Source organism: Streptomyces parvus (assembly GCF_032121415.1).
GTDB lineage: Bacteria > Actinomycetota > Actinomycetes > Streptomycetales > Streptomycetaceae > Streptomyces > Streptomyces globisporus_A.
Map to the genome: position 1 here is coordinate 4835564 of NZ_CP135079.1, position 14531 is coordinate 4850094.

The 14531-nt window shown below is 73.7% G+C and carries 11 protein-coding genes; 2 read left to right on the forward strand and 9 right to left on the reverse strand.

Going from position 1 to position 14531, the window contains the following annotated elements; all coding sequences use genetic code 11:
- Positions 1-41 precede the first annotated feature (41 nt).
- The 8 genes from RNL97_RS22965 to ligD all read right to left on the reverse strand — a co-directional run bounded on the left by RNL97_RS22965 (position 42) and on the right by ligD (position 9822).
- Positions 42-1505: a peptidoglycan D,D-transpeptidase FtsI family protein gene (locus RNL97_RS22965; RefSeq protein WP_030579692.1), complete on the reverse strand. Its 1464-nt coding sequence runs from the start codon at positions 1503-1505 to the stop codon at positions 42-44.
- Complete coding sequence (locus tag RNL97_RS22970; RefSeq protein ID WP_243315138.1) at positions 1502-2884, reverse strand: FtsW/RodA/SpoVE family cell cycle protein; 1383 nt, start codon at positions 2882-2884, stop codon at positions 1502-1504. Before RNL97_RS22970 ends, RNL97_RS22965 begins: the two co-directional genes overlap by 4 nt.
- Before the next feature lie 156 nt (positions 2885-3040).
- Positions 3041-3529, reverse strand: a complete 489-nt coding sequence (locus tag RNL97_RS22975) for an SH3 domain-containing protein (RefSeq protein WP_030579697.1) — start codon at positions 3527-3529, stop codon at positions 3041-3043.
- Positions 3530-3623: 94 nt separating this feature from the next.
- Positions 3624-5006 carry a HAMP domain-containing sensor histidine kinase gene (locus RNL97_RS22980; RefSeq protein ID WP_313751136.1) on the reverse strand — a complete coding sequence of 461 codons (1383 nt, stop codon included), beginning with the start codon at positions 5004-5006 and terminating at the stop codon, positions 3624-3626.
- The gene (locus tag RNL97_RS22985) at positions 5003-5785 is read right to left on the reverse strand and encodes a hypothetical protein (RefSeq protein ID WP_243315141.1); all 783 of its coding nucleotides are present in this window, start codon (positions 5783-5785) and stop codon (positions 5003-5005) included. The genes RNL97_RS22980 and RNL97_RS22985 overlap by 4 nt, the downstream gene beginning before the upstream one ends.
- A 134-nt stretch (positions 5786-5919) precedes the next feature.
- Positions 5920-6237, reverse strand: a complete 318-nt coding sequence (locus RNL97_RS22990) for a zinc ribbon domain-containing protein (protein WP_030579706.1) — start codon at positions 6235-6237, stop codon at positions 5920-5922.
- On the reverse strand, positions 6234-8687 hold the full coding sequence (locus RNL97_RS22995; RefSeq protein WP_313751137.1) for a PBS lyase: 2454 nt from the start codon (positions 8685-8687) through the stop codon (positions 6234-6236). The genes RNL97_RS22990 and RNL97_RS22995 overlap by 4 nt, the downstream gene beginning before the upstream one ends.
- 244 nt (positions 8688-8931) lie before the next feature.
- Positions 8932-9822 (reverse strand): non-homologous end-joining DNA ligase, encoded by an 891-nt coding sequence (gene ligD / locus RNL97_RS23000; RefSeq protein WP_243315143.1) that lies wholly within the window; start codon positions 9820-9822, stop codon positions 8932-8934.
- Between the two features lie 78 nt (positions 9823-9900).
- Here ligD and ku point away from each other — a divergent pair, with 78 nt between their 5' ends.
- Both ku and RNL97_RS23010 read left to right on the forward strand, forming a co-directional pair.
- Complete coding sequence (gene ku, locus RNL97_RS23005) at positions 9901-11004, forward strand: non-homologous end joining protein Ku (RefSeq protein WP_243315146.1); 1104 nt, start codon at positions 9901-9903, stop codon at positions 11002-11004.
- Positions 11005-11066: 62 nt separating this feature from the next.
- On the forward strand, positions 11067-12884 hold the full coding sequence (locus tag RNL97_RS23010) for a serine/threonine-protein kinase (protein WP_030579718.1): 1818 nt from the start codon (positions 11067-11069) through the stop codon (positions 12882-12884).
- Here RNL97_RS23010 and RNL97_RS23015 read toward each other — a convergent pair.
- The gene (locus RNL97_RS23015) at positions 12853-14505 is read right to left on the reverse strand and encodes a hypothetical protein (RefSeq protein ID WP_243315148.1); all 1653 of its coding nucleotides are present in this window, start codon (positions 14503-14505) and stop codon (positions 12853-12855) included. The genes RNL97_RS23010 and RNL97_RS23015 overlap by 32 nt on opposite strands.
- Positions 14506-14531: the final 26 nt, after the last annotated feature.

Here is a 14531-nt window from a genome sequence, read left to right on the forward strand (position 1 = left end):
CGGCCAGTCTGGCGGTGCGGGCCCCCGGCCGGCCGCCCGGACTACTCCTGCTCCGCCAACGCCGCCTCCATCACGGCCCGGGCGATGGGGGCCGCGCTGCCGCCGCCGCTGATGTCGGCCCGGTCGGCGGCGGCGTCCTCCACCACCACCGCCACCGCGACGGCGGGGCGGCCCGAGTCGGCGGCCTGGGCCCAGGAGATGAACCAGGCGTACGGCAGACCGGAGTTGTCGACGCCGTGCTGGGCGGTGCCGGTCTTGCCGCCGACCCGGGCTCCGTCGATCGCCGCGTTCGACCCGGTGCCGTTCTCCACCACCTCGACCATCATCCGCTGGAGCTGCACGGCCGTCGCCGGGTTCATCGGCCGCTCGTACGACTGCGACCCCTCCTGCCGGACCGTGTCCCCGGTGTTCGTGGTCACCCGGTCCACCAGGTGCGGGCGTCGCAGGTCCCCGCCGTTGGCCACCGCCGAGGCGACCATCGCCATCTGGAGCGGGGTCGCCGTCGTGTTGAACTGCCCGATCGAGGACAGGGCCAGCTGGTCCTCGCTCATGTCCGTGTCGAAGTTGCTCCTCGCCACCCCGGACGGAATGCGCAGCCCGGAGTCGTTGAAGCCGAACTTCTTTGCCGTCTCCACCATCCCGTCGAGCCCGACCTCTACCCCCAGATGGGCCATCACCGTGTTGCAGGAGACCCGGATCGCGTCCGCCAGCGACGCGTTCTCACACCCCCTCGCCTCGTTCGGCAGGGTCGTCCGCGTCCCCGGCAGGACGTACGGCGACGGGGTGTCCGTGGCCGCGTCGGCGTCCGTCACCGCCCCGGTGTCCAGGGCCGCCGCCGCCGTCACGATCTTGAACGTGGAGCCCGGCGGATAGGTCTGCCGGATGGCCCGGTTGAGCATCGGCATGCTCGTGGAGGCGTTCAGCCGGGACCACGCGCCGGTCACCGCCGCCCCGGTCCCGGACAGCCGCTCGGGGTCGTACGACGGCGTCGACACCAGGGCCAGGACCGCGCCCGTAGAGGGATCCAGGGCCGCCACCGCGCCCCGCCGCCCGCGCAGCCCCTCGTACGCGGCCTGCTGCATCGACGCCCTGATCGTGGTGACGACATCGCCGCCCGGCTGCCGGCCCCGGGTGAACTCGTTCCAGAAGGGCAGCGGCGCCAGCAGCGAGTCCGTACCGGACAGCACCGCGTCCTCGGCGTTCTCGAGCAGCGTGGTGCCGTACGTCTGCGAGGCGTATCCGGTCACCGGCGCGTACAGCGGGCCGTGCAGATAGGTGCGCTCGAAGCTGAGCTGTTCGCCGGTCTCCTTGCTGCCGGTCACGGGCCGGCCGCCGACCAGGATGTTCCCGCGCGGTTGGTCGTAACGGACGATGGCGCCACGGCGGTTGGCCGGGTTGTCGTCCAGCTCGTCGGCCTCGAAGAGCTGGACGCGCGCCGCGTTGACGAGCAGCGCCACGAGCAGCAGCAGACAGAAGGCGGCGGCCCGCCGGATGTAGCGGATCACCGGTTCTCCTCCTCCTCGGCCGCCGCGACGACCCCGGTCTCCACCAGCTCCGGACGGGGCCGGCGCGCGACGTCGCTGAGCCGGATCAGCAGCGCCACGATGATCCAGTTGGTGACGACGGACGAGCCGCCCTGCGCGAGGAACGGCATCGCCATCCCGGTCAGCGGGATCAGCCCCATCACCCCGCCAGCGATCACGAACACCTGGAGCGCCAGGATCGAGGCGAGACCGATGGCGAGCAGCCGCCCGAACGGGTCGCGCAGGGCGAGCCCGGCCCGGTAACCACGCGCCACGAGCAGCGCGTAGAGCAGGAAGATCGCGGTCAGCCCGCACAGGCCCAGCTCCTCGCCCGCGGTCGCGAGGATGAAGTCGGACTTGGCGGCGAAGCCGATCAGGATGGAGTTCCCGGCACCGAGCCCCGCCCCGAGCATCCCGCCCGCCGCGAACGCGAACAGCGACTGGGCGAGCTGGCCCGGCCCCCGCCCCGCGTCGATCGAGGCGAACGGATCCAGCCAGTCCTGCACCCGGCTGTGGACGTGCGGTTCGAAGGAGCCGACGACGAACGCCCCCACGGCCGCCAGGAGCAGCCCGACCGCGATCCAGCCGGTCCGGCCCGTCGCCACGTACAGCATGATGACGAACAGCCCGAAGAACAGCAGCGAGGTGCCGAGGTCGCGCTCCAGCACCAGCACGCCGACGCTCAGCAGCCAGATCGCCACGATCGGCCCGAGCACCCGGCCCGCGGGCAGTTGCAGCTTCCACACCTTGCGGCCGGTGTAGGCGAGCGCGTTGCGGTTGGCGGCCAGATAGGCGGCGAAGAACACCGCCAGCAGGATCTTGGCGAACTCCCCGGGCTGGAAGGAGAGTCCGCCGATCCGGATCCAGATCTTCGCCCCGTTCACCGCCGGGAAGAAGATCGGCACGATCAGCAGCACCAGCGCCGCGGCCACCGAGAGATACGCGTACCGCTGGAGCACCCGGTGGTCGCGCAGGAGCACCACCACGGCGGTGAACAGCGCGACGCCGAGCGTGGACCAGACGAGCTGGGTGGGTGCGGCCTGGTCCCTCGGCGTCTCCAGGTCGAGCCGGTAGATCAGCACCAGGCCAAGGCCGTTGAGCAGGACGGCGATCGGCAGCAGCAGCGGATCGGCGTACGGGGCCCGGAAGCGGACCGCGACATGGGCGAGCAGCGCGAGCGCGCCGAGCCCGGCACCGTATCCGGCGACGTCCGGCGGCACGGCTCCGTCGTGGGTGAGCCCGACCGCCGCATAGCCGAAGACGGAGATCAGGACGCCCCCGACGAGGAGGGCGAGCTCCACCCCGCGCCGCTTGGGCAGGCGGAGCTCGGGCGGGGGAGCGTCCGCCGTCGTTGCGGTCATGCTCCGCAACGTAGCAAGAGGTGGGCGGTATTTCCCTTATGTCACACCTTTGCCGATTTCGGAGCCCCTTCGCTCCTGCGCCCGCCCGTGGGGCGCGCGGCGACAGGGGCCGGGCTCCACGGGCGGGCGCAGGTGCGTTGTGCGGGTGACGCGAGGTCAGCACCACTTCGGCGCGGCGCCGATGTTCTCGATGTAGCGGGCCGAACCCCAGGCCCAGGTGCCGTCGGTCAGCAGGTACCAGCGGTTGTTGCCGTCGACGTTGTCGCCCTGCGTCTTGCAGAAGATGTGGACGACCGAGCCGTACTCGACCGAGCCGACGATGCGGCTGCTGCGGGTCGGCTTGTCGCGGAGCAGCAGGTACGGCTTGGCGATGACCCGTCCCTTGTAGGTCCGCTTGGGCGCCTGGGGTCGCGCCTGACCCTGCTGCTGCGCCTCCTTCTGCTGCGCCTCGTGCTCGCGCTGCAGCGCCGAGGCGGAGAGCTCGTCGGACGTCGGGTCCGGAGCGCTGGCCTCCGCGCGCTGGCCGACGGGCTGGGGGTCGGCCGCCATGGCGGCGGGAGCGGCGGCCGTGAGCGCCGCGAGCGTACCGGTGGCCACGCAGAGACCGAGCCGGCGGAGCCGCGAGCGGCGGGACAGGGGGGACATGCTGCCTCCATGCGATGAGGAAAGCGGAACGTGGGGGACACGAGCTGGGCTCGTGATCGTCACGCTAGAATCGCCACTCACGGTCTGCAACGCGTCACGATGCGTGAGGGTCCTTCCCCGTTGGGCCGTCCGGGTCGTCCGGGCCCCGCCGAGCCCTGTCCCCACCGGGATTCCCGTCGGAATCACCGTCGTCGAGCCGCACGTACTCCGGCAGGGTCAACCGGGCGAGCGCCCCGCCGTCCGGCGCACTGCCGAAGTCCAGCCGGGCGCCGACGACCTGGGCCTGGCCGAGCGCGATGGTCAGCCCGAGGCCGTGCCCCTTGCCCGCGCCGTCGGTACGGAACCGCTGCGGCCCGCCGTCCAGCAGATACGCGGGGAACCCTGGCCCGTGGTCCGTCACGGAGACCACCGCCCCGTCCACGCTCAGCACCACCGGAGGGGCCCCGTGCCGGTGGGCGTTGGCCACCAGGTTGCCGATCACCCGCTCCAGCCGCCGCCGGTCGGTCTCCACCCGGGCGGCGCCGCTCACCCGTACCTCGGTGTCGGTGCCCGACGCCCGGACGACCCGCTCCGCGATCGGCGCGAGATCGTGCACGGCCAGGTCGACCTGTTCGGTGCGGGCGTCGAGGCGGGAGATCTCCAGCAGGTCCTCCGTCAGTGCCCGCATCGCCCGCACCCGGTCGCGCACCAGCTCCGCCGGCCGGCCCGGCGGCAGCAGTTCGGCGGCGGCCCACAGGCCGGTCAGCGGGGTACGCAGCTCGTGTGCCACATCGGCGGTGAACCGCTGCTCGGTCTGGAGCTTGCGCTGAAGGGTCGAGGCCATCGTGTCGAGAGCGCCCGCCACGATCGCCACCTCGTCCTGGGCTCGGACCGGGCGCGCCGTACGCGGGTCGCCGACCCGGGCGTCGAGGTCGCCCGCGCTGATCCGGCGGGCCACCCGGGCGCTCTGGTGGAGCCGGCGGGTCACCCGGCCGACGGCGAACAGCCCGACGAGCAGCGTGGCGGCGATGGCCAGCAGCGAGGAGCCGGTGATCGCCCGGTCGAGGCCGCCGATGGTCCGGGCGCTGTGGCTGTAGTCCGTCCAGGTGGCCAGCGCCCGCCCGTCCGCCGGGCCCGCCGCCCACATCGCGGGACCGCCCTGGCCGTCCGGGTCGCCCGGCCGGTGCGGCCCGTCCGCGACCACCGTGCCCCGCTCGCCACCGGCCGCGAGGGCGCGCAGCGGGCCGGGCAGGCCGGGCGGGTCGATCCCGGATCCCCGGGGCAGCGGCTCCCCGGCCTCGTACGCGTCGGTGACCACTTCCAGCCGGGCCAGCGCCTTCTCACGGGCGTGCTCGACGGTCTGCCGGGTGACCGCGGTGTGTACCAGGACGCCCAGGAGGGCGGCCAGGGTGCAGCACATGACGGTCAGGAAGACCGCGGACTTCCAGGTGAGGCTCGCGGTCCAGGAGAGCGAGCGGAACCGGCGCCGACGCCTCATCGCGTCTCCGTGGCGGAGTCGGAGGGCGTCGACGCCCCCGGGCCTGAGGCGGCGTCGGCGGACGGGGCCGGTGTGCCCGTCGGCGTGGGCTTCGGCCTCGGGGCCTTCCGGTGCTCGGGCGTCCGCAGGATCTCGTCCCGGGTCGGCAGCATCGCCCGCTGCCGGTCGTCCCAGGACCACGCGGTGCGGTACTCGTACCCCGGGATCACCGAGGGGGCCCGCATGATCAGGTCCCGGCCCGCCAGCTCCACGCTGATCACGGCGTCGTACGTCGACATGATCCGGGTCAGCCCGCCCCCGTCGGGCATGAAGACGCGCACGGCGAGCTGCCGGTCGGGCATGCGGATGCCGAGCACCAGTTCGTCCCTGCCGTCACCGGTCAGATCGCGGTAGTACGGCGGGAGGACCGGGCAGTCGTCCGGGGCGGTCCGGCACGCCTTGATCTGCCGCACCGTGCCGTCCGGCAGCTCGTCCAGGCCGCTGTCCCGGTCCGTCTTCGCCTTCAGGCCGGCCTGCGCCACCGCCACCGGATCCAGCCGCCGCACATCACCGCCGGCGACCCGGATCCCCGGGATCCGCGCGGTCTCGCCCTCCCCGTAGTCGTACGGGGCGGAGGAGGCGGGCGGCAGCTCCGGCCACAGGGCCTTGGGCTCGACGGCCGACGGCGCGTCCCCCGCGCTCTTCAGCCCACCCGCCGCGCCGCAGGCGGACAGCAGGGCGAGCGCGGCGACGGCGCACACCGCGGTGCGGGTCGCCGCCGGGGCGCGGTGCGGGCGCACGGCTCGCCTCCTCCTCGACGACAGAGGCTTCACACCCTAATCGGACAGCCGCGCGCAATGCCCGGTTCGCACCACTGCGTGACGGTGCGCGGCCCTACGGTCGCCGCAGGGCCGGCGCTCGGGGCAGGGCCGGGTCAGCGCTGGTACGGGTTCTGCCCGGGAGGCGTGACGCCGGGCTGCTGCGGGGCCTGGCCGTAGGCGTTGCCGTCCTGCCCGGCCGCGGCCTGGGCGAGCAGCTGGTCCGCCTCCTCCTTGGGTATCTGCCGCTCCCCGCCGCAGAACGTGCACTGCGTGGCGTACTTCGTCGAGAACGGGAACAGCGGCACGAAGAACAGCGTGAACTTCGTGACCCGCTTGCGCAGGGTGTGCGCCGCCGGATTGCCGCACCAGCCGCACACCATCGTCAGGACGGCCAGTTGGTGGAGATAGCCCTTGGTACCGAAAATGATCATGACGTGCTTCCTTTCCCCGTCCCCCGCAGTGCCTGCCGGCACAGCGCCAGGAGCTTTTCGTCCTCGTGGATGTCATGACTGCCGTACCCGCCGTCCATCGCGTTGTGGCGGCGTACGGAGACCAGTTCGCTCCGCAGGACGTGCGCTGCGGCCGACCCCTCCGGAATCGGCCCCATCCGTGCCAGGCATTCTGCCACCCGGACCCGGACATGGCGGTTCTGCTCCCAGGCGGCGAGCAGCGCCGCGACGGTCTCCCGCGTCCGGCCGGACACCTCCCACAGGGCGATCGCCGCCTCCACCCGCAGCCACAGCTCCTCGTGCGCCAGCAGCCCGCGCAGCCGGGGCGCGACCACCGCGGCGCGCGGCCCGAGGGTCCCCAGCGCCACCGCCGCCGCCCGCCGGTCGTGCACCTGGTCCGACTGGAGGCCCTCGATCAGCGCCGGCAGCACCGCGTCGGCGTCCCCGGAGACCGCCCACAGGGCCTCGGCCGCCTCTGTCGCGGACGCCGTCCCCGGTCGGCGGACCAGCGCCCGCAGCTCGGGGACGGCCTCCCGTGCGGCGGGCCCGAACGCACCGAGCGCCCGCAGCGCCGCCGTACGCAGCCACTCGCCCCGGTACTCCGGCGCCCCGCGCAGCACCCGCAGCACCTCGGGGGCCGCCTCACCCGCCTTCAGCGCGGTCAGCCCGGCCAGCAGCGGGCTCGCCCGGTCGTAGGCCCCCTCGTCGAGCTCCACCTCCGCGAGCCTGCGCCGCAGCGTCCCGGCGAGCGGCCGGGCCACCGCGCCGAGGTGGCCCACCGCGAACCCCACGTCGTGCGCCACCTGCGGCAGCTCCAGGGCCGCCGCGAGCGCGGGCACCGCACGGGCGTCGCCGAGCCGCGCCAGGGCCTTCACGGTGGAGCAGAGCCCGGGCGGACCACTGGCCCACGTCTTCACCCAGCTCCCGGGATCGGCGGCCAGCCGGGCGGCCAGGGCGTCCGCGGCGGGCGCGGCGAGCCCGAACAGCTCCTCCAGCACATGGGACGCGGCCTCGGCCAGCCGGGGCTCGGGGTCGGACAACTGCTCGCCGACGAGCGCCACCAACTGCTCGTAGGGGCCGCGCCAGGCCCGTATGAGCCCGCCGCTCATCCGCACCGCGTCGATGCGCTGGCGGCGGTCGGGGCTGCGCAACTGGTCGGCGAGCAGGGCGGTGCGGTCGCCCACCCGGTCGTCGAGGCCGACGTGCAGGGTGCGCAGCAGATCCGCCGCCCAGGGGGCGCCGCGCCCGGCGTTCTCCTGGGCGGAGAGCGAGCGCAACTGCCCCACGAGCGTCGGCGTCACGACGTGCTCGCCCCGCCCGGTCTCCGCCGAAGCCACGGGCTCGGGGTCCACGGGCAGCACCGGCTCCACGGGCTGCACCGACTCGGAGCCCGCCCGCTCGCTCGGCTCCAGCGGCTGGGGGCCCACCGGCTCCGTGGTCGGCGTCGGGTCGGCGTCCGGGGCCCGGTCGGGGTCCGGCTCGGCCCCTGCCCGCGTGGCGGCCCCTCCGGGAGAGGCGCTCGATTCCGGGATCGTGTCGGCTCCCGGGGCGGTGCCCGTCCCCGGGATGGCGCCCGCCCCCGGGGTGGCACCTGCTCCCGGGATGGTGCCCGCCCCCGGGATGGTGTCCGCCCCCTGCGTGGTCCCCAGGGTGGCGCCCGCTCCCGGAGCGGTGTGCTCATCCCGGTCGCCGGACTCCTCCGGTACCGAACGCATCTCGCGCAGCAGCCCCGAGACCACCGGCACGACATCGCCGGGCAGCCCGTCGGGCGAGCAGCGCGCCAGCTGGGCCAGCGCCGCGAGCCGCAGCCCCGGGGAGTCGGCCCGGGACGCCAGGTGGCCCAGCCACTTCCCGACCCGCTCCGCCAGCGGCCGGTGCCGCAGGGCGACCCGCCCGGCCGCCTCCACCAGGGCGAGCCGCACCTCCTCCTCGGGCTCCACCGGCAACCGCTCCCGCAGCAGCGCGAGCACCCGCACCGGATGCCGGTGCAGCGTGGCGAGCGCCAGCGGGGCCGCGAGCCGCACCCCGGGGTCCTCGTCGGCGATCAGCTCGAAGAACACACCGGCGCCCGCGGTGACCGCGGCCGCCGCCATCGCGTAGTTCGCAACGCCCTCGATCTCGTCCTCGTCGATCTCCGCCTCGTCGTCCTCGTCGAGGTCGAAGCCCCCGATGCTGGTGAGCAGTTCGACGATGCCGCCCCGGTCCTGCACCCCCGGGTCCACGACCAGCTCGAACAGGAACGGGATGCACGCGAGCGTGCACGCGTACACATCGCCCTGGTGGTGCACCGCCCCGTACATGCCGTCGAGCGCGGCCTCCCGCTCCGCCGGATCGGCGGAGGCGAGCCCCCGCAGCAGCTCCGGTACGTCGTCGGCCGGCCCGTAGGCATGCTCCATCGAGGCCCAGTCGACCTCGTCGATCCCCGAGAACACGCCATCCCCTCCCCACGATCACGACAGCGTCCGGACCGGCGCACCGCATGGCGCCGCCGGCCCGTCACACCCCTCCCGGCGCGCCCCGCAGAAAGCGCCTGCGCAGAGTGTGCACCACGGCTCCGACAATCCACCCGCCACTTGTGGCCTTTCCTCGCGCCCGTAACCAGGTCATGACCGGGTCAAGACGATCCGGCTGTGAGGTCCCTGTGAGCTGTCGGCTCTTCCCTGGGCCCGCGGGGTGTCATGCGGGCAGCGGACGAGCCTGTTCCGGGTCGTTCAGCGGGGCGAGCAGATCGCCGTGCAGGTCCAGCCGGGCGGCCATGTCCGCGGCGCGGAACACCAGGGCCCCGGCCTCCCGGCACCCCGCGATCTCGTCCCAGGTGACGGGGGCCGAGACGGTGGGCTCGGGCCGGGCGCGCAGGGTGTAGGGCGTGGCGGTCGTCTTCGACGCGGAGTTCTGGCTGAAGTCGACGAACACCTTGCCCGGCCGCAGGGCGCGCTTCATCCGGTGCAGCGCGAGCGCCGGCAGGGCCTCCTCCGCCTCCACGGCGAGCCGCTTCGCGTACGCGGACACCTCCCCGGACGGCGTGGGCTCCAGCGGAACCAGCAGATGCATCCCCTTGGACCCGGACGTCTTCCCGTACGCCGCCAGCCCGTCGCCCGCGAGCCGCTCCCGCAGCCAGAGCGCCACCGCGCAGCACTCCACGACGGTCGCGGGGGAGCCGGGGTCCAGGTCGAAGACCATGCGGTCGGCGATCCCCGGGGCGCCCGTGCGCCACTGCGGGGTGTGGAACTCCACCACCAGGTTCGCCGCCCACATCAACGAGGCCAGATCGCGCACGACCACCTGCCGGGCGCCCTGGTCCTCGCTCCGGGGGACCGGGGTGGTCTCCACCCAGGCGGGTGTACCGGGTGGCGGATTCTTGGTGAAGAAGAGCTGGCCGCCCGGCCCGTCCGGATACCGCAGGAAGGACACGGGACGCTCGGCCAGCTGGGGCAGGATCACGCTGCCCACGGTGGCCGCGTAGTAGTGCAGCACCTCGCCCTTGGTCGTTCCCGTGGCGGGATACAGGACCTTGTCGAGATTGCTGAGCGAGATCCGTCGCCCCTCCACCTCGGTGTTCGGCGTCATACGATAAGAGTCACACGAAATCAGGCCAAAGCATCCTTATTCACCACAGAGTCCTGCACGGTCGACAAGGGGTGAACGGTGAGGTCCATATGGAACGGCGCGATCTCCTTCGGGCTGGTCAGCATCCCGATCAAGCTGGTCAACGCCACCGAGAACCACTCGATCCACTTCCGCCAGATCCACCTCCCCGACGGTGGCCGGATCCGGTATCGCAAAGTCTGTGAACTGGACGAGGAAGAGGTCTCCGGCGGCGAGATCGGCAAGGCGTACGAGGACGCCGACGGCACGATGATCCCGATCACCGACGAGGATCTCGCCCAGCTCCCGCTGCCCACCGCGAAGACCATCGAGATCGTCGCCTTCGTGCCCGCGGACCAAATCGACCCGCTCCAGATGGACGCGGCGTACTACCTCTCCGCCAACGGCGTACCCGCCGCCAAGCCGTACACCCTGCTCCGCGAGGCCCTCAAGCGCAGCAACAAGGTCGCCGTCGCCAAGTACGCCCTGCGCGGCCGCGAACGGCTCGGCATGCTCCGCGTGGTGGACGACGTGATCGCCATGCACGGACTGCTCTGGCCCGACGAGATCCGCGCCCCCGGGGGCGTCGCGCCGGACGGCGACGTCACGGTGCGCGACGCCGAACTCGACCTGGCGGACGCCCTGATGGACACCCTCGGCGAGGTCGACATGGACAGCCTCCACGACGACTACCGGGAGGCGGTGGAGGAGCTCATCGCGGCGAAGGCGGCCGGCGAGACCGTGCGCCCGGCCGAGTCCGGGGATGCCGGCGGCGGCAAGGTCATCGACCTGATCGCGGCCCTGGAGAACAGCGTGCGGGCGGCGAAGAAGTCCCGGGGCGAGGAGGGGGCCGGGGCGGCGGACGAGGGCGAGATGGCCGCCGTGCACCCCATCAAGAAGACGTCCGGAAAGTCGTCGGCGTCGGGGAAGCCGTCCACGCGGACAACGAAGAAGAGCTCCCCGGCAACGAAGAGGTCCACCCCCAAGTCCACCGGCGCCAAGAAGTCCACGTCGGCGACGAAGAAGTCCACGTCGGCGACGAAGTCCACCGGAAGCCGGTCGACCGCGAAGAAGACGGCGACGAAGACGGCGGCGAAGAAGACCTCGTCGAGCGGCACCGGGACGAAGAAGACGGCATCGTCCCGCAAACGCGCCTCGGCCTGACCGGGGTTGCCGGCCCCCGCCCCTGCTCCCCGCTGTCCGACGCCCCCCGTACGCTACGGCCCATGAGCGAAGAGGTCCCCTCGGGGCGGGTGATCGACGGCCGTTTCACGTTGGTCGAGCGGCTCGGCAGCGGCGGCATGGGCATGGTCTGGCGGGCCCGCGACGAGGCGCTCCACCGCGATGTCGCGCTCAAGGAGGTGCGGCCCCCGGACCCGGCGCTCGCGGAGTACGACCCCGAGGGCGCCCGCACCCTGCGCGCCCGGGTGCTCCGTGAGGCCCGCGCCCTGGCCCGGGTCGACCACCCCAACGTGGTCACCGTCCACCACATCGTGGACCCCGGCGAGGACGGCTACCCGTGGATCGTGATGGAGCTGGTGGCCGGCTCCTCCCTGCACGACCGGCTCTCCACCGGCCCCATGGAGCCCGCCGACGCCGCCGGGCTGGGGCGCGGCATCCTCTCCGCCCTCCGCGCCGCCCACGCGGCCGGGATCCAGCACCGGGACGTCAAGCCCGCCAACGTCCTGCTGCGACCCGACGGCCGCCCCGTCCTCACGGACTTCGGCATCGCCGCCATCCGCGAGTCGACCAGCCTGACCATGACGGGCGCCCTCATCGGCTCGCCCGACTACATAGCCCCCGAGCGCATCCGGGGCACCGAGGGCGACCCGTCCTCCGACCTCTGGTCGCTCGGCATGATGCTGTACGTGGCCGTCGAGGGCCGCCACCCGCTGCGCCGGGCCACCACCCTTGCCACGCTGGCCGCCGTGCTCGACGAGGAGATCCCGCCACCGGTACGGGCCGGGGCCCTCGCTCCGGTGCTGAGCGCGCTCCTCACCCGGGACATCCCGGCCCGCCCGGACGCGGAAACCCTCGACCGGATGCTCGCCGAGGCCGCCCGGGGCGTCGGTGGCGCGCCCCCGACGCCCACGGAGCCCGTAAGGGAACGGCCCGCCTCCGCGCACCCCGGGCCCGTACACGCCGCGCCCACGCAGTCGGCCGCCACACCGCCGCCCCGCCCGGGGCCAGGGCCCGCGTCCCACGCGCCCTTCGGGTCACCGGTGGCCGACCGAGAGCGTCCGGCACCTGCCCGGGCCGGCGGATCCGCGGCTCCCGAGGACCGCGTCCCGACGGGCTACGGCACCCCGCCCCCCGTTTCCGGCACCGCCTCGCGGGAGAGCGGCCGCCGCACCGAGCGCCGGGTCTGGCGGATCAGCGCCGCGTCGTCCGTCGTCTCGGCCGTGGTGATCGCGGGCACCATCCTCTGGACCACCGGCGCCTTCTCCTCCAAGGGCTCCGACAGCGACGACCGCCCGCGCGACCGCGCGAGCGCACCGCGGGTCTCGGCCCCGGCGCCGGACCCGGTCGCCGACGGTTCCGACGACACCGGGGCGTCCGGCGCGTCCGACGAGAAGGACGTACCGGCGGCGGCGAACCTCCTGACCCCGGAGGGGGCGCGGACCGCGATCGAGGCGCTGAAGCCGCTCATGGGCGGAACGAAGGTCACCGACTTCACGCTCTACGGCGAACACGCCTCCGCCGAGGCGCCCCTGAAGTCCAACGCCGCGCTGTACGACCGCTTCAGCTACCGCGACGGCCGGGCGAAGAACGACGACATGGGCGGCACCCTGATGTCCGGGTCCACGACGGTCGACCTGGACTCCGTGGACTGGGACGCGCTGCCCGCCCTGCTGAAGACGGCGGAGAAGACGCTCAACGTGGATGCCCCGGAGAGCAGTTACGTGATCGTGGACCCCTCCTCGCCCTTCCACGGCGACCGCCCGGTGCTGCGCGTGTACGTCTCCGACTCGCACGGCGGCGCCTTCCTCACCGCCGGACTGGACGGCCGGGTCATCGAGACGAACCCGCGCCCCAAGGGCTGAGCGCCGGCTGGACCGGGTCCGGGAGCAGCGGCAGGTCCAGATCGAACGGGCTCCGCTCGATGACGTAGGTGCAACTGGTGTAGGTGTAGCCCGGCTGGACCTTCGTCCCGGAGGAGTAGCTGTCCACCCGGGCGGTCGCGCCCGTGCCGTGCTTGTAGAGGAAGTGGTACTCCCCGGCGGGCAGGTGGAGCCGGGCCTTCGGGTAGTTCCTGCTACTCGCCTTGCAGGCCCGCCGCGGGCCTTCGGAGGCGCTGTACCGCTCGCAGCCCGCGCACGCCTTCAGCGTGACGGTGCCGGTGACGGGCCCGGTGTAGAGGACCTCGACCGTGTTCGGCGCGTCATTGCTGATGACCAGCTCCATGCGGGCCCCGCCGGGCCGCTTCGACGGCGGCAGCCGCTTGCCCGCGGCCGACCGGTCGTCGGCTATCTCCGCGGCTATCGCGATGTTCCGCGCCTGCCGCGCCCGCCCGTCGCTCTTGTACGTCCGTGCGAAATCGGTCAGCGTCGTGCGCGCGGCACCGAACTTCTCGTCCTCGAACTGGTCGACCCCGCAGGCGTACACCCCGTCCACGACCCCCTTGTCGGCGTCGGCGCGCAACGTCTTCACGCTGTCGGCGGGAAGCCGCGACGCGGTGGCGCCGAGGCCGCGCAGCACCTCGGTGGCCGTGCACGGCTCGGCCCCCTTCAACGCCGCGACCTGGTCCTTGATCCGCTCGTCGATCGCGGGCGCGACGCGGCGCGCGGAGGCGGATTCGGGAAACGTACGCAACAACTCGCCCAGTTCATCACCGCCGTCCCCGCCACTGCCGCCCCCCGCCCCGCCCAGACGCGAGACGCCGCACGCGTAGAGCGACTCGGCGAGCGGAGTGTCGGGCCAGGCGGCCAGGTCACCCAGCAGCTTCTTGTCCACCGAGTCCGGCAGCGTCCGCAGATACGTCAACGGCGCGACGGCCTCGCAGTGCAACTTCTTCGCGTACGGGGCGGAGACGGCGTCGTAGTACGCCTTCAGCCGGTCCGGGACGAGCTTCGCGGCCCGGGACCCGGGATGGTCGTCGCCGAGCGCGCGATAGACGTCGAGGGCTTTCCCGTACTCGCCCTTCGCCGTTCCGAACGGCTGCCGCGAGGCGGTGGCGACCCGCTCGTCCCCGGCCTCCAGCCGCTCCAGCAGCATCTGTTCCCGCGCCTCGTCCCGCGCGGAGCCGTACACCGCGGCCCCGCCCGCCGGCACGGCCAGCAGCACCACGCCCAGCCCGACCGCCAGCCCGGGCCGCCACGCCCCGCCCACCGCCGTACGCCGGGCGATCCGCCCCCCGTCGACGGCGGCGAGCATCAGGACGAGCAGATACCCGACGAGCACACCCGCGGGCACCCCGTCCGGATCGGCGGGCAGCGCCACCCACAGCAGCACCGCCGTGGCCCCCCAGCACACCGCGGCCCGCCCCCAGCGCCCCAGGAGGGCGTAACCGAGCCCGAGCCCGGTCAGGTTGGGCAACGCGGCCGCGGCCGCCCGCAACGACGCGCCGGGCGGCGGAGGCCCGACGGACGGCGCGTGAGAAGGCGGAGGCGGCACGGCCCCGTCGGCCCCGTACCCCGCAACGCCGTAGCGATCACCGGACTCCATAACGGTCCCCCACCGCCGAGCCGACA